Origin of the sequence: Mucilaginibacter sp. 21P, from assembly GCF_019331605.1 — a bacterium.
Lineage (GTDB): Bacteria > Bacteroidota > Bacteroidia > Sphingobacteriales > Sphingobacteriaceae > Mucilaginibacter > Mucilaginibacter achroorhodeus.
This window is the reverse complement of the sequence record NZ_CP063061.1, coordinates 4,104,119-4,121,529: the sequence shown is the minus strand read 5'-3', so window position 1 is coordinate 4,121,529 and position 17,411 is coordinate 4,104,119. Positions and strand designations below refer to the sequence as shown.

Genomic DNA, 17,411 nt, shown 5'->3' with positions numbered 1-17,411 from the left:
GGTTTGGGACAGCTCACAAATATTTTTATTGAACAGGTAATATGGCTCAGCCAAGCTGATTTTAAATTGCCCGGCAGCCGGGAAGCCCATCTTTGGCGGATAAACATTCCGGAAAATCTGTACCGGTTGAATGAACTGCGGGCAATTTTGCAACCTGATGAATTGCAGCGCGCGGAAAAGTATCATCAGCTTAAAGACAGGCAGCGGTTTGTGGTAAGCAGGGCACTGCAGCGAATGATATTGGGGAAATATCTCGATCAAGATCCCGAAGCTTTACGATTTGTTTTAGGCGATAATAAAAAGCCCTATCTGCTTAAGGATGACGGAACGGCTGTTCATTATAATGTATCACACTCCGGCGATTGGATAGCACTTGCAATAGCATCATCGCCGGTAGGCGCAGACGTTGAATTTATTGATCCTGAATTTCCGTTTGATGATATCCTGCCCGACCATTTTAGCGAAACTGAGATCGATTTCATAAAATTAAACGAAAGCACACAAAGATTTTATCTGCTTTGGACACGCAAAGAGGCTTTTTTAAAAGCGACAGGGCAGGGGCTTGGTGAACATCTTATAATTACGCCAGCGCTTGATGGCGCGCATGAACTTGCTGACGCGTTGAGTGGCAATGCTAATAACTGGAAATTACAAAGCCTGGTACTTAGCAATAATTACTTATGTGCAGTAGCAATGGCCGGCGAATGGGAACTTAAAAGTTTCGTCGTTAATTTTCGGTAGCTAAAGAGCGGACGCTATCCCTTGGCATTGTTTTAAGGTTGCTTATTTCGCTTACCCTCTCTGCTGTTTGCAGCCACTTTTTCTTGTCGCTATTTTTTAAATTGTTGATGCGACTTGTATCTGCCTTGGCAAAATACTCAACAATGTTTTTCTGTAAGTCGGGCGATACTGTTTTATAACCCTGCTCTTGTAATTTTTCTAACAGCTTGGCATAGGTGTTATCAGCCAGGTGATAATTGCCTAACTGGGTTGGCTCACCGGTATCAAAGTTAATATCGGGTAATACAAGTGAATTGGTTTGCACCTCCGCAAGTGCTGCGTGATAGTTCTTCAATATAGCATCAAAGCTTTGCGCAAATAATTTTTGCCCCTCTTCGCCGGGAGATTTAAACTTTAAAGCCTTTAAGGGGCCAACCTTTGGCAATATCCCTATCAGGAAAACTGCGGCTTTAGCCCAAAACTTAGGTTCCTGCCGTTGTTTACCAAACTCAAGATTAAATGCCCGCCTGGTCATTTTATATTGAAACTCTTTGGCTGTAATACCCGGGTTAAGTTTTGATATCTGATCTTTGTTTGATTCGTAAGCAGCCTTGGTCAATTTTGGAAAAAGATTGCGTACGCCCCAGCGCATGGTGTTTATATCGGCATCGATATTACCGAAAATAGTATTCAGGTTGCGCCCATAGGTCTTGTAAAAGGCACGTTCTAAAACCGGCACGGAGATATTGAAACCTATAAAATCATGATAACCTTCTGATGTATAGCCGCCCTGCCCAATTTGCAAAACATCATAGGCAAATTCCATGCGACTGTGCGACATATGGTTCTCCTCGTAAGTAACCACGTTGCCAAATTTCTTTTGCAGTTTAGGGTAAACAAGCGGCACGTTGAGGTTTGTAGACATGGAATGGCCGTATTTGTCTGCCATATAGTGTGACAAAGCACCAAGTGCAAAGGCGTATTCGTTGATATTTTGGGCATCATTTATCAAATTAATGATAAAATCTCCGCTACGCACGTAATGCAGCAGATCGGTAAAGAATGCGTTGCCTAAAGGCATGTAACCCATATCGGCAACTATGCTGCCGCCATAAGCGTAGGAGTGGGCCTTTATCATTTCCTCGCGGGTAGCATTGGGGTATTTTTCTTTGATCATTGGGTACAGCACAGGCTTCCATGATGCATCAATGATGGCCTCATGCGCCAACACCGAATAGGCTTTAGCCTGCCTGCTTGCCAGGCAAATTAAAAGCACCGAAAACACATAAACCCGAATGGCGCGAAACGTTAACATTGCAGTAGCTATATTGCGATAACAACCGCAAATCTATCCGCAGTGTTTTACCTGTAAGTAACAATATTGTAAATGTTACGATAGGGCTTAATGTGAATGACCGGAATTAGTGAATGATGGAATGAGCGAGTGCAGAGGAAATACAATAATCACTCATTTCATCATCTAAGGCCTATTTTTTCTCGTTGTAAATGCCAAATTCTGCAATGCTGGGCTGGCTCTCGGCCTTATCTATTGTAACGCGCACTTTGTTGCCCCAAACGGTATTGAAGCGGTGTACCTTTACACGTTTGGCAATGTCACCGGTGGCCAGCGGTTTCCAAACACCGTTTTGCAGGTACTCTATATGGTAATTGCTGATGTTGCTTTTAGGTTCGGTAAGTCCTACGGCGTTAAATTCAGTATCGCGGCCAAGGTCAACTTCCCACCATGGGGTTTTTACGGTGCTATTTGAGGTCCATGAGGTGGTAAAATCGTCATCGTTGGCAAAGTCCATAATGTTCATATCATCGCTCCAGCTGCTGTTGGTTGGTTTACGTTTTGCCAAATTGGTAGATATGATAGGCTCGCCGGTTGGCGCAAGTTTAGGTGCAGCTGCATTGCCTTTCCATTGCTTACCTATTTCTTTTAACGCAGCGATGGCATTATCGTCAAATAAGCCGTCGCGATTTGGTGCCACATTCAGGATGTAATTACAACCCGCATTGTTTAGCGTGGTTAGTTCGTTAACCATCTTAGCCGGGTCTTTAACAGCGGTGGTTGGGAAGTTGGTTTTCCAGAACCAGCTTGATTGTAAAGGCAAACAAGCCAACGATGGCATAATGTTGTTGCCTTTATCCAAACGCTGGCCGGCACCCATTTCATAGGTTTTGATATCGCTGTAAAACAAACCCTCGGCAGGATATTTTGCACCATTCAGGTCCATCACCACACAATCCGGTTGTAACGACTTTATCAAACGGTATACATCCTCAAACGGGATATCGTCATAGCTGATACGGCTCCATGGTGCATCCCAGCCGTCAATTATCAGCGCTTCTATTTTTCCATATTTTGTTAAAAGCTCAGTCAATTGTGCTTTCACCATCTCAAAATGTTTTGGGGTGATAGAGTTAGGACGTAGCTTATGATGCGTATCCAAAATAGAATAGTACAGCATTACCTTCAACCCATTCTTACGGAAAGCATCAACATATTCCTTCACCACATCGCGCTTTAACGGACTGTTCATCACGTTGTAGTCGGTAGTTTTGGTATCCCAGATACAGAAACCGCTGTGATGCTTTGTGGTAAGGCAACCGTAGGTCATGTTAGCGCTTTTAGCAGCTTTAGCCCATTGGTCGGCGTTAAGCTTTTTTGGGTTGAACATCGCCGGCGAAGCTTCAGGATCAGGCCAGTCTGCATCCCAGTAGGTAGGCATATTAAAATGTATGAACATCCCAAATTTAAGGTCGACAAAGCGCTGTTGAAGCGTAGAAAGATCTGTTTTAGTTTGAGCTGAGCAATAGAACGTTGTAGTAAGCAGTAATACAGCGGTTAGCAGTTTCTTCATGGTCAGGAGAATGTAGTTCTCCAAATTAAGTGATATTTTTTGAAGGTTGATTAAAGGATTTTTGCATGATGATATGTTTGATTGGCAGATGAAGAATAAAGAGATGTGTTTCTCCACTGGTCGAAGTTTTTAACGTCGACCTAAAGTATTGCAAGCATTCTGCTTGCGTGTTAAGCTGTAAGCTTAACACATTTCGGGTCGGAAGTTACACTGCGCTAAACTTCGACCAGTGAATGGTCATGCTGCTCACTACCGTTCCTAACGGAGACCCTCTCTCAAATTGAATTTACATCTCCTTTCCCAGTACTTCATCAACAATACCAAACTCCTTTGCTTCGGCGCCTATCATCCAGTGGTCACGGTCTGACACCTGATGAACGCGTTCGTAGGTTTGTCCACTGTGTTTGGCAATGGTTTCATAGAGCTGCTGTTTGATGATGGCAATCTGTTTTGCTGCTATCTCCACATCAGAGGCGGTACCTTGTGCGCCGCCGGAGGGTTGGTGCAGCATCACCCTGGAGTGCGTTAACGCTGCTCTTTTCCCCGCAGCACCCGCACATAAAATTACAGCCGCCATAGATGCTGCCATACCTGTGCAAATGGTTGCAACGTCAGGATTGATGAATTGCATGGTATCATAAATTCCGAACCCTGCATATACTGATCCACCCGGTGAATTGATGTAAATCTGTATATCGCGCTTGGCATCCGTAGACTGCAGGAACAGGAGTTGGGCTTGTATAATATTAGCTACCTGATCATCGATGGCGGTACCGAGAAATATAATTCTGTCCATCATTAAACGGGAGAATACATCCATTTGGGTGATGTTCATCTGTCGCTCCTCCATAATGGCAGGTGTGAGCGAGGCAGTAATATTGGCGTTGTTTACTCGAGCAATAAACCGGTCTACATGCAAACTTTGGACATGGCGATGCCTCACCGCATACTTGCGGAACTCATTTGTGTTCATTTCTTAAATATTAAGGGTTAACGTTCAAAGAAGCTAAAGACAAGATCTTTGAAACTTCGATGCTGTGGTTTAGTAAACAGTTGCTGGTGAATATCCTCGATCTGTGCACGAAGTGATTCACGGCCATACTGGCGAACAATGTTAAGCGTGCGCTTATGCAAGTCTACTTCCTCATCTAAGTCCGGATTAAGGATAAGCCGTGCTTCCATCAGCAACGCGTCGCCGGTAGGCAGCATACCATTCACATAGTCGTCTGTTAGTTTGGTGTTATTCAACGAAGTCCGCATATTCTAAGGATTGTTGCTTAACCGTTTCTCTCACTTTCTCAAGGCATTTATACTTTTGCACAGTAACCGACCGTTCACCGGCATAGCCAAATTTTTCTGCCACATCACGCATGGCAAGCTTGTCGTAATAAAACGCACATAAAATATCCATACAGCGCTTGCCAGCTGTTTGCAGGTAATGCAGTATTTTTTTGGTCGATGGCTGTTCGTCGGCTTCATCAGCTATATCAAACGAATTATCATCTATGGATTTTAATTCAGTTTGCTCATTGAATTTCTTGAACCAAAGATGCTTTGCAATGCCGGTGAGATAAGCTTTATTATTTGAAACCTCAAAATCGCCGGCGATAACCTTTTCATAGTACACAACTAACGCATCATGGAAAATATCTTTGGCGTCATCAAAAGTGCCGCCCATCCTGGCCACATACTTTGCCACTACAGGGAACATGCTTTCATAAAGCTCCGTTAGTAATTGCTCTCTGCTTGTTGTGCTTACCATATACTTGCTTTTATAATGATGTGCGGTAGGAGCGGGATATATCACCGTAAAATTGCAAATAATTTTAAGCTATGGCAAAACCGTCATTCTGCCCGAAGCTTTTTTGCTGCCAAGAAGGAAATAAAAGTAAGAAGGTGAATTATAAGTACAGTGATAGACCTAAGATAACCGAATTCATGCGGCCTTCGCAAAAGGCGATAACCACAGGCATTGCTTTAGCAGAAACTTTAAAGCATTTTGCGGCAGCCGCGAGTTTTCTTTTTGGTACTTTTTCTTTTGCGGAAAAAGAAAAAGTACATCCACTGACTTTGATAATTTACTGCCGTTCCTAACGAAGAACTGCTTATGCGGTTGCCGCACTGTTGTTCTTGGCAGTGACACCTTATTCTATAGACGCAATCGATCTGTCATTTAACGGCTCACATCTTAAACCCAAAATAATCCTTGGCATTATGATAGCAGATATCGGCGACCACTTTCCCTGTCCACTCTATATCATTGGGCAGTTCGCCGTTCTCTATATCCTCGCCGAACAAATTACACAGTAACCTGCGGAAATATTCGTGTCGCGGAAAAGACAAAAAGCTCCTCGAATCGGTAAGCATGCCTACAAACCTGCTTAGCAAGCCCATGTTTGATAGCGCGTTGAGCTGTTTGGTCATCCCGTCCTTTTGGTCTAAAAACCACCAGGCCGAGCCGAACTGCACTTTACCAGCCATCGATCCATCGTTAAAATTACCGGTTATGGCAGCCATTACTTCATTGTCGGCGGGGTTAAGGTTGTAGATGATCGTCTTAGCTAAACGGTCGTCTTTATCCAATCTATTCAGGAAACGCGACAAGGCACGTGCCTGACTAAAATCGCCAATAGAATCGAAACCGGTATCAGGCCCTAATTTGCTTAATAAACGACTGTTGTTGTTTCTTAAAGCACCCAAATGATACTGCTGTACCCAGCCTTTTTCGTGATGCCACAGTGCCAGGTTAAAAAGCATCGCCGATTTAAATTTTACCTTTTCTGCATTGGTAACAGGCTTTTCTGATCGCACCTTTTCAAATACGGTTCTTATCTCCTCGTCGGTATAGTCTTCGGCGTAGATGTGCTCCAACCCATGATCGGCCACCATGCAGCCGTTGGCCGCAAAGTAATGATGGCGATTTTTGAGCGCGTAGAGGTAATCATCAAAATTAACGATAGGCGTATTGGCCACTTCCTCCAACCGGGTAATGTAGGCATTCAACGCGGCTGCGTCCTCTATGTACATGGCTTTATCCGGCCTAAAAGAAGGAAACATCTTAACGATACCGCCTTCTTTTTTCAATTTCTCGTGATGGGACAGATCATCCAGCGGATCATCGGTAGTGCAAACCACCTCAACGTTCATTTTTTTAAGCAACTGCTGCACAGAAAAGTCGGGTTGTTGTAATTTGGCGGAGGCATCCTCATAAATATAATCTGCAGTGCCGGCCATTAACCTCGAATCGATATTGAAATACCTGCGTAACTCCAGATGTGTCCATTGGTATAAAGGGTTTCGTAGTGTATAGGGCACAGTTTCCGCCCATTTTTCAAACTTTTCAAAGTCTGATTTTCCGCCGGTTATATATTCTTCACTGATACCGTTTGCCCGCATGGCGCGCCACTTGTAATGGTCGCCGTAGAGCCAGGCCTGGGTAAGGTTGTTAAAGTTGATATTGCCGGCTATCTGATTGGGCGGCAGGTGACAGTGGTAATCTATAATAGGCATGTCTTTCGCATAATCATGATACAGGCGACGGGCGGTATCAGAGTGCAGCAGAAAGTCATCATCTAAAAAGCTTTTCATACAAGGCTAATAATAAGGCAATGTATTGTATTAAGTTAAAATTCAAAAGTCCGAAGTCCAAAAACTTGAAATTTGATTTATCGGATAGTTAACTCACACCGACATCGCTTTCGCTCATCGACCCTCTTTTCGCTACGCAAAAATAGGATAAGCAGAAAAGTTTTATTTCTTACCCCCTTTGCTGTTTGCAGTAGAAAGCGTGAAAAAATTAATTATGGAAAGTTTTTCATCCTCTTTACGCCTGCGTAGAGAGGGTCGACGAGCGAAAGCGACGTCGGGGTGAGTCGACCACAGCGAAAAAAATGCCCTCACACGCCCAAATTGGCAAATATCTCTTTGATAGAAAAGTTAGCTCCGCAAACATGTTCATCAGCCGCACCGTAGTAAATGGTGAGCGTATCACCATCATCCTGCAGTACATGGCCGTTGGTAAACACCACATGCCCGAAAAAACCGGTTATCTCGTATGGTGCAATAGGCTCCATGATAGGTTCAACGGAGCGTGCCAATACTTTTGACGGATCGTTTAGATCAAGCAAAACGGCTCCCAGGCAATAGCGGTGTTCACGGGTGGCACCATGGTAAATCTCCAGCCAGCCTTTTTCTGTTTTGATGGGTGCTGCGCCTGCACCAACCCGGCCGCTGTCCCACATTCCTTCGCGGGTTTTAAGTATGCATTTGTGGTTACCCCAATATTCGCCATCCGGCGATTCGGCGATCCAGATAAAGTTGCCGCCTATATCAACACTGCTGGGGCGGTGCAAAGCGTAATATTTACCGTTTATCTTTTCCTCAAAAATAGCTACGTCTTTGTTGTGCGGCGGCAATATCATGCCGTGCTCTGTAAACGTTTTCCAATCAGCGGTGGTGCGCATACCCACACCTACGCCGCTATCACTAACGGCAGTAAAGGTGAGATAGAATTTATCTTCCAGTTCGGTAACCCGGCAATCTTCTATACCAAAGGTTTGCAATGGCCCTTTACCAAACAGTTTTGGATAACCTTCGGGTTCATAAAACTTAATACCGTCATCGCTGCAAAGCAAGCGCAGGTGCGATAGGGTGGTGAGGTAGTCCACACCTTTGTAGCGCACAACACGCGCATCTGTAGCAATCAGGTCGGCATCGTTAAGCGCAATTTCCATTATCTTGGTTTCCCCGGTTTCGGTAAGTATCGGAAAGGATACGTGTACCTCATTCTGCTGCGGCCGCTCGGCAACACGTACAAGTAACCAGGTCTTATCTTCGTACCTGAACACCCCCGGGTTTAACAGGCAGGCAATGAGCAGGCCATCGGTACTGGGTTTAAGATCTTTGGGAGAAAGCAGGGGGTTTTGCGGAAATCGTTTAGCAATGTCGGCCATAACAGGTGTATATTTAAGATATAACCGTCGGCTTCTTCAATGGTTTAGACCATATGTAAAACAGGTAATATATTACATAAAAAGAGCCCCGGAAGTCCGGAGCTCTTTCGATTATATAAAACGAGCAATTTGAAATTAGTTGCCTGTGCTGCGTGGCACTGTTGGCGCACCCACCGGCGTTGTACTTGGCGCTGTTGGCGAAGTTGACGGCATTGGTGTTGGTGTAGCCGGTGTGGTACCAGGCATGGTTGATGGTGTTGTACTTGGCACACCCGGAGTTGTTGGTGCCGGCATCGTTGGTGATGTTGGCGTAGTTGGCATTGTAGGATTTGTAGGTGTAGTTGGGTAACTTGGGTTTGTAGGATTTGCTGGCGTGTTAGGCGTTGTAGGCATAGCAGGCGTTGTAGGGTTTGTTGGCGTATTTGGTACTATAGGCCTTGTTGTCCTGGTCTTTTGTTTTTTTGGAACAGTGTCCTGGTTAGCAGTTAATGCCTTATTATCAAAAGTTGCCTTGCTAATTACGTTGCTGGTGTGGTTTTTTGCCACTGCATAATTTAAACCGATCGCCGCGATCGCTGTCGCCATTATTGCACTCATCTTTTTCATAGTAGTATGTTATTAATGGTTTATATTCTTAACTAAAGAATAACATTTACCATGCCAAAGGATAATAATTTACATATTTTATTGGTTTTACGCTTAAAGTCGCACGTTCTACTTAATGATCACCTTGGTGGCCCCGTAGCCAAACTTTTCCTTTTGAGCGTCCATAAAAGTTTGCACTTTTTGGTTTTTAGCTAACAGCTTATGCAATTCGTGCCTTAAAATTCCATTGCCTGCACCGTGTATAAAAGTTATCTCATGCATCTGGTGTACAATGGCCGCCTCAAGAGCTTTCTTAAAGCGATCTACCTGGATATTCAATATCTCAGAGCTACCTAAAAAATGATGGTCATCACGCAGCTTTTCAATGTGCAAGTCTATCTCTGAAGCTGGTTTTTGCACTTCCTGCTTTTCTTCAGCCGGTTTAAAAAAGCTTTCCTTTAATTTTTCAGCATCGATAATCAGTTCGGGTTCATCCAACCGAATCATCCAGCCTTGCTGTTTAATAAAGGGGATGGTCTTCTTGGCTCCCGCAAAATCCTTGGCCTTAAACTGCTCATTTACATCAAGCGGACTTAACGCCGGCTGGTTCTGCTTCGTAAAAAACAACGCGCGGAACGTAAATTTTGGCCAAAGCTGCAGATCAGATAGTTTTGCAGAGTAAATTTTAGCAATCCCTTGCGGCTCAACCATGCCTGCAAATTCGCCTTTGTACTGCTTGTTCTGTTCTGAAGTTAGCGTTAGCAACAGCTGGTATGATGTTTTGTTAACCAGGTAAAAATGCACTAATGAATTAGCGTGCGCATCTGCTACTACAGCCACATGCACACCGCTGCTTTTAAATTCACCGGCAGGGGCTTTAACTTCCTGTACAATCTCTTCGTTATGGCTGTCTTCGCCACGGCCGTGTACAAAAGTTACTTTATTGGAAAGCACCGGTATCTCAAAGTCATCGTCGCCGGTAACGCCAATCATCTGCTCATCAATAATGCGCGTTACGTAGCCTTCCATCTTCTCGTCAACAAATCGCACAAAATCACCTAATTTATATTTCATGGCACAAGTATAAGTTAAACATGGCTTTTCTAATCAACATTTAACCGTCAGTTTTGGTTGCAAATATGTTTGTTTCATACATTTGCCTTACCTATCTACATTAATAATGACTACCTCTCACAACACCAACGCCGCTACGCTTAAGCGCATTTTTTTGCATCATCTTAACCGTATTTATAGCGGCAAATGCATTTTGCGCAAGCATGCAGACAGCCTCATAGAACAAGCATCCTTTAAAGGCTTGAAGTTAGCCCTGCAGGAATTTGCCGGCGATGTGGTAAAGCAAATTAAGCGTATGGAAGAAATTTATACGCTGGTTAACGAAAGTCCGTCGGCAGAACAATGCAACCCCATCAGCAATATGGTTAATGATGACTTTTGCATGGACGATAACCAGGACCTGCCGGTACTGAATGATCTTGACCTGATGCTATACGTGCAGATACTGGAACACATCAATATCACCTCATACCGTATGTTAATGATGCTTGCAAAGCAACTGAACTACAGCGAGGTTACGCAAATACTAACTGAAAATTTAGATGATTCTGCAGACAACGACAAGTTGTTTACACTGATAGCCAGGGAATATATAACTAAGGACAAAACCGCATAAAAAAACAAAGCCGGACTAAAAGCGTCCGGCTCTGTATAGTTATTTAATACCCCTACTAAAATAACTTATCACAAAGTAAAGGAATAACAGGGCAGCATACAATAGGGCCTTTGTAACAATTCGTTTACCTTTAAAGAAAACTTTAATACGGGCCAGAAACCCTACATTTGCTGCACTGAACCCACTATTTATCAATAAAACGATGTTAAAAAAACTATTTGTTACCGCATTGTTCGGCACGGCGCTGTTACAATTGCAAGCTCAAACGCTTTACCAGCCAAGGGATATCAAGGCAGCTTACGCCAAGGGTACCCGTAGCATGGATGGAAAGCCCGGACCAAAGTACTGGCAAAACCGTGCCCGTTACGAGATCTCAATAACTACCGCTCCGCCAGCTTCGCTTGTAAAAGGTGTTGAGACCATAACCTATGTCAATAACAGCCCCGATACTTTGAAAAGGCTGAACATGAAACTCATCCTGAACATTCACCGCCCCGGTGCTGCACGGATGGGTAACACCAGCCCTGATTATTTAACGCAAGGTGTACAGGTAGATGACTTTAAGGTTGGCGGCCAAACCAGCAAATGGAATAACGACCAAAGATCGTCCACTAACGAGATGATCGCTCTGCCAAAGCCCTTGATGCCGCATGATTCGGTTAAGCTGGATATCACCTGGCACTTTGATGTATCAAAACAAAGCGGCCGTGAGGGTATGATAGATCAGACAAGTTTCTATCTGGCTTATTTCTACCCGCGTGTATCTGTTTATGATGATTACAATGGCTGGGACCGCGTAGCATTTGTAGATGCACAGGAGTTTTATAACGATTTTAACGACTATACCTTAAACGTAACAGTACCTAAAAACTATGTTGTTTGGGCTACCGGTATGCTGCAGAACCCAACTAAGGTATTACAGAAAGATATCAATGAGCGTCTTCAAAAATCATTTACCAGTGATAGCACCATACATGTAGCTACCGCCGATGAAATGACCGCAGGCAAAGTAACTGCCCAAAACGAGACCAACACCTGGACCTGGACTGCCAACAACATCAGTGATATGGCTGTGGGTATCAGTAACCATTATATATGGGATGCCGGCAGTGTTGTGGTTGATAAGGCTACCGGTCGCCGTTCAAGTATGCAGGCTGCGTACTCTGTACAGGGAACTGATTTCAAACAATCGGTACAATTTGGTCGCAACGCACTAAGCTGGTTCAGCAGTAACTGGCCGGGCGTACCTTACCCGTTCCCTAAGATGACAGCTTTCCAGGGCTTTGCCGATATGGAATACCCAATGATGGTGAACGACAGCCAAATGGGCGACCCGGGTTTTGCCCAACTGGTGCAGGACCACGAGATAGCGCACACCTGGTTCCCTTTTTACATGGGTATCAATGAAACCCGCTATGCCTTTATGGACGAGGGTTGGGCTACAACGCTTGAGTACCTGATAGGCACTGCCGAAAAAGGCAAAGAGAAAGCTGATGCCTTCTATAAACAATTCCGTATCAACGGCTGGATCAACAATAAATCAAGCAATCAGGATATCCCTACCATTACCCAAACCAGCGAACTTACTACCGGCTACGGTAACAATGCTTACGGTAAACCATCATTAAGTTACCTTGCCCTTAAGGATATGCTTGGCGATGAACTATTTAAAAAAGCCCTGCACGGATACATGGACAGATGGCATGGTAAACACCCTATTCCCTGGGATTACTTCAACTCGATGAGCAACGTATCGGGCCATAACTTAAACTGGTTCTTTAACAACTGGTTCTTTACCAATGGTTATGATGATCTGGCTATTAAAAATGTAGTGACAGGCAAAGATGGTTACACCTTTACGGTTGCCAACATTGGCGGTTTCGCTATTCCGTTCGATGTGGTCACCGAGTACACCGATGGTACCAAGAAAACTATCCACCAAACCCCCGCTGTTTGGGAAAAGAACCAAAAAGAAACGCTGGTTACCTTTAAAAATGAACGCGGCAAAAGCTTAAAATCCATAACGCTGGATAACGGCATATTTATGGATGCCACCCCGGCTGATAATGTCTGGATGCCGAAAAAATAAATTAGAAAGAGCCCTCATTTGAGGGCTTTGTTGTTTAAAGCTATTATCATTCACTGGTCGAAGTTTAGCGCAGCGTAACTTCCGACCCGAAATGTGTTAACCTTGCAGCTTAACACGCAAGCAGGATGCTTGCAATACTTTAGATCGAAGTTAAAAACTTCGACCAGTGGAGTGCTTACCGCCTTTTGCGAAGGCCGCATAAATTCGTTGACGTTTGGTCCTTCACCGCAGTAGATTCACTTATTCTTTCTCATCGTATTTGTAAAAACAAACTTCACCGGGCAATTGAATTACCCAGCCAAATCATTGTAACAAAGATATTTCCATCACACTTTCTTAAATAATTTAAAAAGTGCACTATATTTAGCTAAACCAATTTCCGGGAACAATTAACATTGATCATAATGGCTGCAACTGAACCTGATATCCCTGCTTCTGCAGATGTAAATACATCTCCTTTTACTTATGAGCGCCTTTATTCATTAGATGCGCTGCGCGGGTTTGATATGTTCTGGATCATCGGCGGCGAAGAGATCTTCCACACCATGGCTAAGGTAACGGGCTCGCCGTTTTGGAAGGCTTTGTCTACACAGTTCACCCACCCGGATTGGAATGGCTTTCACGTTTACGATCTCATCTTCCCGCTTTTCTTGTTCCTGGCAGGGGTGGCAACACCTTATTCTGTTGGCCGCGAACTGGAAAAGGGCGCTACAAAAGGCCAACTGGTTTGGCGGGTTGTTAGGCGTGCTATCATTCTTATTTTACTGGGTCTGTTGGTCAATAACAGCCTGAAGGAGTTAAAACCTTTAGAGGAGATCCGTTTTGCATCGGTATTGGGCCGCATAGGTATTGCGTACATGTTTGCGAATCTTATTTATCTTTTTGCCAATCGCAAGTGGCAATTTGCCTGGTTTTGGATTTTTATCATCGGTTATTGGCTGTTACTCAAATTTACATCGGCACCCGGTTTTAAACCCGGCGATCTTACTATGGAAGGCAATTTTGCCTCTTATATGGATAGGCTGATATTGCCCGGCAGGCTATATCTTAAAATTCACGACCCGGAAGGTTTGTTCTCAACCATCCCGGCAATCAGTACAGGCTTGTTAGGTATCCTGGCAGGCACACTGCTCAAAACGGGTCATCAGCATAAAGGGCGTAAAGCATTTATCCTTGCCGCAGCAGGTGTGCTATTCCTGGTAGTAGCTCAGCTATGGAACCTTGATTTCCCTATCAATAAAAACCTGTGGACAAGTTCGTTCGTGATGCATGTAGGCGGGCTTAGCTTATTGCTGCTTGCCTTGTTCTATTACATTATAGATGTGCTGGGCTATAAAAGCTGGGCTTTCTATTTTAAGGTGATCGGCATGAACTCCATCCTCATCTACATCTCCAGCAAATTCATCAACTGGAATTATGCCACCGCCGGTTTCTTTGGCTGGCTGGGCCAGTTAGTTGGCGACCCCTGGAACATTGTGGTAATGGCTATTTGCTTTGTAATGGTAAAATGGGCCATGCTGTATTTTCTATATCGTAAAAAAGCATTTCTTAAAGTATAACTCATATGAGAAAAACTATTTGCCTGTTAGGCTTAGCTGTTTTGTTGATCACCGGTAACCTATCCGCGCAACAAAAACTGCCAAAGTTAATGCTCCGCCTGGATGATATAGGCATGTGCCACGCCGTAAACATGGCCATGCAAAAAATGGCCGACACTAAAATGCCGTTCTCGGCCTCCGTGCAATTTGCCTGCCCGTGGTACCAGGAGGCTGTTGCTATTTTAAAGAAAAACCCCCAGATAAGCGTAGACGTGCACCTAACGCTTACATCAGAATGGCGCTATTACCGCTGGGGACCGGTAACTGGCCGCGAAGCTGTGCCAAGTTTAGTTGATAAAGATGGTTACTTCCATCAATCAACCGATGCCTTCGCTAAAAGCGGTTATAAACTTGATGACGTAGAGAAAGAGCTTTCGGCCCAGATTGAGCGTGCGCAGGCATCGGGATTAAAAATAACCTACATAGATCCGCATATGGGTATTGCGTTGTCAACGCCTGAGCTGCGTGCCCTTACTGAGAAGCTTGCCCGCAAATACAAGTTAGCTATATCAACCCTCAGCGATGTAGTTTACTTCGGCGAAACTTACCATGAGATGTGGGGCGAGCCGGTGGCAACTAAAAAATCGGCATTCTTAAATTATGTAAGCACAAAATTGAATGCTACACGCCCAAACCTGGTGGTGATACACGTTGGCCTTATGCAGCCCGAAATGAACGCCCTGTTTGATATGAATAGCAACATGATGAATGGCAAAGATGGCAAACCGCTTACCAGCCTGCACCGCCAAACGGAATTGAACATGATGCTATCGCCCGAGTTTAAAGCTTTAGTGAACAAGAAGTTTGTGCTCACCAACTACACTGAACTGATAAAGGAAAAGAGCCTCGCCGGCATGAAGAAAGAAACGGTAAAAAACTAAGCGCCTTATGCTTTTCCTTTGGCAGACTTTGGCGACTTGCTTGCCATTACAATAACGATAGCAATAACGCCCCAAAGCAGCATTTGCCAGGTGCTCATGTCCCAGCCGCCCAGCTTCCATGATAGCAGGCCGAAGTACGTACCAGCGGAACCGCCTATAAAATAAGTGGTCATGTATATGGTATTTAACCGGCTATGCGCATGTTCGTCGAGGCTGTAGATACGTGCAAAGTTGGTAATCTGGGCAGCCTGCACCCCGATGTCAAGGAAGAAGATAGCAACGATGAGCGCCATAAGCGAATAGGGTAGTACTTTTATCAGCAACACGCTTGCAATGATCATCCCTACGGATATCAGCAAAGAGCGATGGGTATCACCTTTATCGGCCAGTTTACCAAACCATGGTGCAACCAGTGCGCCGCCAATAGCTATCAATCCAAATAAACCGATGGTACCGGTAGCGTAATTCAGTGGGTCTGAACTAAGGTGAAAAGTTAATGTTGTCCAGAACGAGCAGAATATCCCGAAGGTAAAGAAACCTAAAAGAGCAGCCTGTCTTAATATCTTAAATTCGGGTATCAGTGACAGGGCAGATTTTAGCAGGCTACCATAATTGCCCTTGAACTTAGCGGGTACGTTGGGCAGGTAAAATTTAAGCATAATGGCCACCATAAAAACCATTATGGCAGACATGCCATAAACCCAGCGCCAGCCCAGCCAGTCGGCAATTAAGCCGCTTATTACCCGCGCGCCTAAAATGCCAACCAATATGCCGCTAAAAACCTTGCCTACGGTTTTGCCGCGGTTAACGCTATCCAGCGTAGCTGCCATAGGCATCAGTATCTGTGCCGATGTTGCCAGCAGGCCTACCAGTAAGCTAAGTGCATAAACCTGGTATATTTTGGTGGCAAAGCTAAAACTGGTTAAAGCAACAATAAGCAGCGAGCTTAAAAGCAATATGAGGTTTTTGCGATTTACTTTATCGCCAAGGGGTATCAAAAAAAACATACCCAGGCCGTAACCCAATTGCGCAAACATCGATACCTTTCCTATTTCGGCACCGGTAGCTTGTACCGATTGCCCTATGTCCTTAAGAATGGGCTGATTATAATAGATATTGGCAACGGTTACACCGGCCGCAACAGCCATAACGGGTATTACTGCGGGGTGAAGTTTGGGTGTGTTGTTGGTGGCAGTTGAGTTCATTTACGGTGCAAACGTAAATAATTGGGGGTTGCGGTCAAACCCTGCACAAACTAATCTGCTTGTAACACGTATATTTGTGAAAGTTAACTGACAAAAGCACATCACAATGGCTAAAATTTGCGTTGTTGAAGACGAAGAAAAAGTATCGTCGTTTATAAAAAAGGGACTTGCCGAACATAATTATGAGGTAGACGTTGCCGCAACCGGAGAAGCTGCTTTAAAGTTATTTGACAGCAATGATTATGATCTGGTGATACTTGATGTGATGCTGCCCGATATGACCGGTATAGAAGTATGCCACCAACTGCGCATGGACGAGCCGCAGATACCTGTTTTAATGCTGAGTGCCTTAGGTACCATAGATGATAAAGTAAGCGGTTTGCACTCCGGTGCGGATGATTACCTGGTTAAGCCTTTCCATTTTAATGAATTGCTGGCCCGTATAGAGGCCATGCTGCGCCGCCGTAAACTGGCCGACAGCGATAGCCACGTGCTGAGCTTTGCCGACCTGCGCCTGAACACCTGGGATAAAACCGCCGAGCGCGATGGTAAACAGATAAACCTTACTGCAAAAGAATATAGCCTGCTGGAGTTGTTCATCAAAAACCCGAATAAGCTGCTTTCGCGCGAGCATATTATGGAGCGCGTATGGGGAATTAACTTTGACACCGGCACCAACATGGTTGATGTTTATGTAAATTACCTTCGTAACAAGATCCAGAAGGGATTTGAGAAGAAACTGATTCATACCGTGATAGGTATGGGATATATTTTGAAGGATTAAATTCCAAAACATCCTACACGTCATTGCGAGAGAGGAGGAA

General features: G+C 44.5%; 17 protein-coding genes. 7 read left to right on the top strand and 10 right to left on the bottom strand.

Annotated features, from left to right (window positions below):
- Positions 1-3: 3 nt before the first annotated feature.
- The gene (locus INP83_RS18420) at positions 4-741 is read left to right on the top strand and encodes a 4'-phosphopantetheinyl transferase superfamily protein (RefSeq protein ID WP_146270538.1); all 738 of its coding nucleotides are present in this window, start codon (positions 4-6) and stop codon (positions 739-741) included.
- On the opposite strand, the gene INP83_RS18415 is transcribed toward INP83_RS18420, so the two are convergent.
- From INP83_RS18415 to INP83_RS18395, 5 genes are all read right to left on the bottom strand, one after another.
- Positions 728-2,035 (bottom strand): zinc dependent phospholipase C family protein, encoded by a 1,308-nt coding sequence (locus INP83_RS18415; protein ID WP_146270536.1) that lies wholly within the window; start codon positions 2,033-2,035, stop codon positions 728-730. The genes INP83_RS18420 and INP83_RS18415 overlap by 14 nt on opposite strands.
- A 172-nt stretch (positions 2,036-2,207) precedes the next feature.
- Entirely contained in the window at positions 2,208-3,587 is a 1,380-nt protein-coding gene (locus INP83_RS18410; protein ID WP_146270534.1) for an alpha-L-fucosidase, read from the bottom strand.
- Positions 3,588-3,873: 286 nt separating this feature from the next.
- Entirely contained in the window at positions 3,874-4,560 is a 687-nt protein-coding gene (locus INP83_RS18405; RefSeq protein WP_219125417.1) for a ClpP family protease, read from the bottom strand.
- 17 nt (positions 4,561-4,577) lie between these two features.
- Entirely contained in the window at positions 4,578-4,847 is a 270-nt protein-coding gene (locus INP83_RS18400) for a hypothetical protein (RefSeq protein ID WP_219125416.1), read from the bottom strand.
- On the bottom strand, positions 4,828-5,349 hold the full coding sequence (locus tag INP83_RS18395) for an RNA polymerase sigma factor (protein WP_219125415.1): 522 nt from the start codon (positions 5,347-5,349) through the stop codon (positions 4,828-4,830). Before INP83_RS18395 ends, INP83_RS18400 begins: the two co-directional genes overlap by 20 nt.
- Positions 5,350-5,420: 71 nt before the next feature.
- On the opposite strand from INP83_RS18395, the gene INP83_RS18390 reads away from it, so the two are divergent.
- Positions 5,421-5,681 (top strand): hypothetical protein, encoded by a 261-nt coding sequence (locus INP83_RS18390; protein ID WP_219125414.1) that lies wholly within the window; start codon positions 5,421-5,423, stop codon positions 5,679-5,681.
- A gap of 87 nt (positions 5,682-5,768) precedes the next feature.
- On the opposite strand, the gene uxaC is transcribed toward INP83_RS18390, so the two are convergent.
- From uxaC to INP83_RS18370, 4 genes are all read right to left on the bottom strand, one after another.
- Complete coding sequence (gene uxaC / locus INP83_RS18385) at positions 5,769-7,175, bottom strand: glucuronate isomerase (RefSeq protein ID WP_219125413.1); 1,407 nt, start codon at positions 7,173-7,175, stop codon at positions 5,769-5,771.
- A 308-nt stretch (positions 7,176-7,483) separates the two neighbouring features.
- The gene (locus INP83_RS18380; RefSeq protein WP_219125412.1) at positions 7,484-8,539 is read right to left on the bottom strand and encodes a glycoside hydrolase family 130 protein; all 1,056 of its coding nucleotides are present in this window, start codon (positions 8,537-8,539) and stop codon (positions 7,484-7,486) included.
- 135 nt (positions 8,540-8,674) lie between these two features.
- Entirely contained in the window at positions 8,675-9,145 is a 471-nt protein-coding gene (locus INP83_RS18375; protein WP_219125411.1) for a hypothetical protein, read from the bottom strand.
- Between the two features lie 108 nt (positions 9,146-9,253).
- A complete protein-coding gene (locus INP83_RS18370) occupies positions 9,254-10,198 on the bottom strand; it encodes a Smr/MutS family protein (protein WP_219125410.1) in 945 nt (314 codons plus the stop codon).
- Between the two features lie 106 nt (positions 10,199-10,304).
- Between INP83_RS18370 and INP83_RS18365 the strand changes: the two genes are divergently transcribed.
- From INP83_RS18365 to INP83_RS18350, 4 genes are all read left to right on the top strand, one after another.
- Positions 10,305-10,814, top strand: coding sequence for a DUF892 family protein (locus tag INP83_RS18365; RefSeq protein WP_219125409.1), 510 nt, complete (start codon positions 10,305-10,307; stop codon positions 10,812-10,814).
- Between the two features lie 202 nt (positions 10,815-11,016).
- Positions 11,017-12,903 carry a M1 family metallopeptidase gene (locus INP83_RS18360; RefSeq protein ID WP_219125408.1) on the top strand — a complete coding sequence of 629 codons (1,887 nt, stop codon included), beginning with the start codon at positions 11,017-11,019 and terminating at the stop codon, positions 12,901-12,903.
- A 404-nt stretch (positions 12,904-13,307) separates the two neighbouring features.
- The gene (locus tag INP83_RS18355; RefSeq protein WP_219125407.1) at positions 13,308-14,462 is read left to right on the top strand and encodes an acyltransferase family protein; all 1,155 of its coding nucleotides are present in this window, start codon (positions 13,308-13,310) and stop codon (positions 14,460-14,462) included.
- A gap of 5 nt (positions 14,463-14,467) precedes the next feature.
- Positions 14,468-15,382: a ChbG/HpnK family deacetylase gene (locus INP83_RS18350; RefSeq protein WP_219125406.1), complete on the top strand. Its 915-nt coding sequence runs from the start codon at positions 14,468-14,470 to the stop codon at positions 15,380-15,382.
- A gap of 5 nt (positions 15,383-15,387) precedes the next feature.
- Here INP83_RS18350 and INP83_RS18345 read toward each other — a convergent pair whose 3' ends face one another.
- Complete coding sequence (locus INP83_RS18345; protein WP_219125405.1) at positions 15,388-16,587, bottom strand: MFS transporter; 1,200 nt, start codon at positions 16,585-16,587, stop codon at positions 15,388-15,390.
- 106 nt (positions 16,588-16,693) lie between these two features.
- On the opposite strand from INP83_RS18345, the gene INP83_RS18340 reads away from it, so the two are divergent.
- Positions 16,694-17,371, top strand: a complete 678-nt coding sequence (locus INP83_RS18340) for a response regulator transcription factor (protein ID WP_219125404.1) — start codon at positions 16,694-16,696, stop codon at positions 17,369-17,371.
- Positions 17,372-17,411 lie beyond the last annotated feature (40 nt).

What these genes read in the sequence shown, in the direction of transcription:
- INP83_RS18355 (WP_219125407.1), top strand. Translation starts at nt 13,308, where the DNA reads ATGGCTGCAACTGAACCTGATATCCCTGCTTCTGCAGATGTAAATACA.
- INP83_RS18345 (WP_219125405.1), bottom strand. Translation starts at nt 16,587, where the DNA reads ATGAACTCAACTGCCACCAACAACACACCCAAACTTCACCCCGCAGTA.
- INP83_RS18380 (WP_219125412.1), bottom strand. Translation starts at nt 8,539, where the DNA reads ATGGCCGACATTGCTAAACGATTTCCGCAAAACCCCCTGCTTTCTCCC.
- INP83_RS18390 (WP_219125414.1), top strand. Translation starts at nt 5,421, where the DNA reads ATGGCAAAACCGTCATTCTGCCCGAAGCTTTTTTGCTGCCAAGAAGGA.
- INP83_RS18350 (WP_219125406.1), top strand. Translation starts at nt 14,468, where the DNA reads ATGAGAAAAACTATTTGCCTGTTAGGCTTAGCTGTTTTGTTGATCACC.
- INP83_RS18375 (WP_219125411.1), bottom strand. Translation starts at nt 9,145, where the DNA reads ATGAAAAAGATGAGTGCAATAATGGCGACAGCGATCGCGGCGATCGGT.
- INP83_RS18340 (WP_219125404.1), top strand. Translation starts at nt 16,694, where the DNA reads ATGGCTAAAATTTGCGTTGTTGAAGACGAAGAAAAAGTATCGTCGTTT.
- INP83_RS18415 (WP_146270536.1), bottom strand. Translation starts at nt 2,035, where the DNA reads ATGTTAACGTTTCGCGCCATTCGGGTTTATGTGTTTTCGGTGCTTTTA.
- INP83_RS18365 (WP_219125409.1), top strand. Translation starts at nt 10,305, where the DNA reads ATGACTACCTCTCACAACACCAACGCCGCTACGCTTAAGCGCATTTTT.
- INP83_RS18370 (WP_219125410.1), bottom strand. Translation starts at nt 10,198, where the DNA reads ATGAAATATAAATTAGGTGATTTTGTGCGATTTGTTGACGAGAAGATG.
- uxaC (WP_219125413.1), bottom strand. Translation starts at nt 7,175, where the DNA reads ATGAAAAGCTTTTTAGATGATGACTTTCTGCTGCACTCTGATACCGCC.
- INP83_RS18410 (WP_146270534.1), bottom strand. Translation starts at nt 3,587, where the DNA reads ATGAAGAAACTGCTAACCGCTGTATTACTGCTTACTACAACGTTCTAT.
- INP83_RS18400 (WP_219125416.1), bottom strand. Translation starts at nt 4,847, where the DNA reads ATGCGGACTTCGTTGAATAACACCAAACTAACAGACGACTATGTGAAT.
- INP83_RS18360 (WP_219125408.1), top strand. Translation starts at nt 11,017, where the DNA reads ATGTTAAAAAAACTATTTGTTACCGCATTGTTCGGCACGGCGCTGTTA.
- INP83_RS18405 (WP_219125417.1), bottom strand. Translation starts at nt 4,560, where the DNA reads ATGAACACAAATGAGTTCCGCAAGTATGCGGTGAGGCATCGCCATGTC.
- INP83_RS18395 (WP_219125415.1), bottom strand. Translation starts at nt 5,349, where the DNA reads ATGGTAAGCACAACAAGCAGAGAGCAATTACTAACGGAGCTTTATGAA.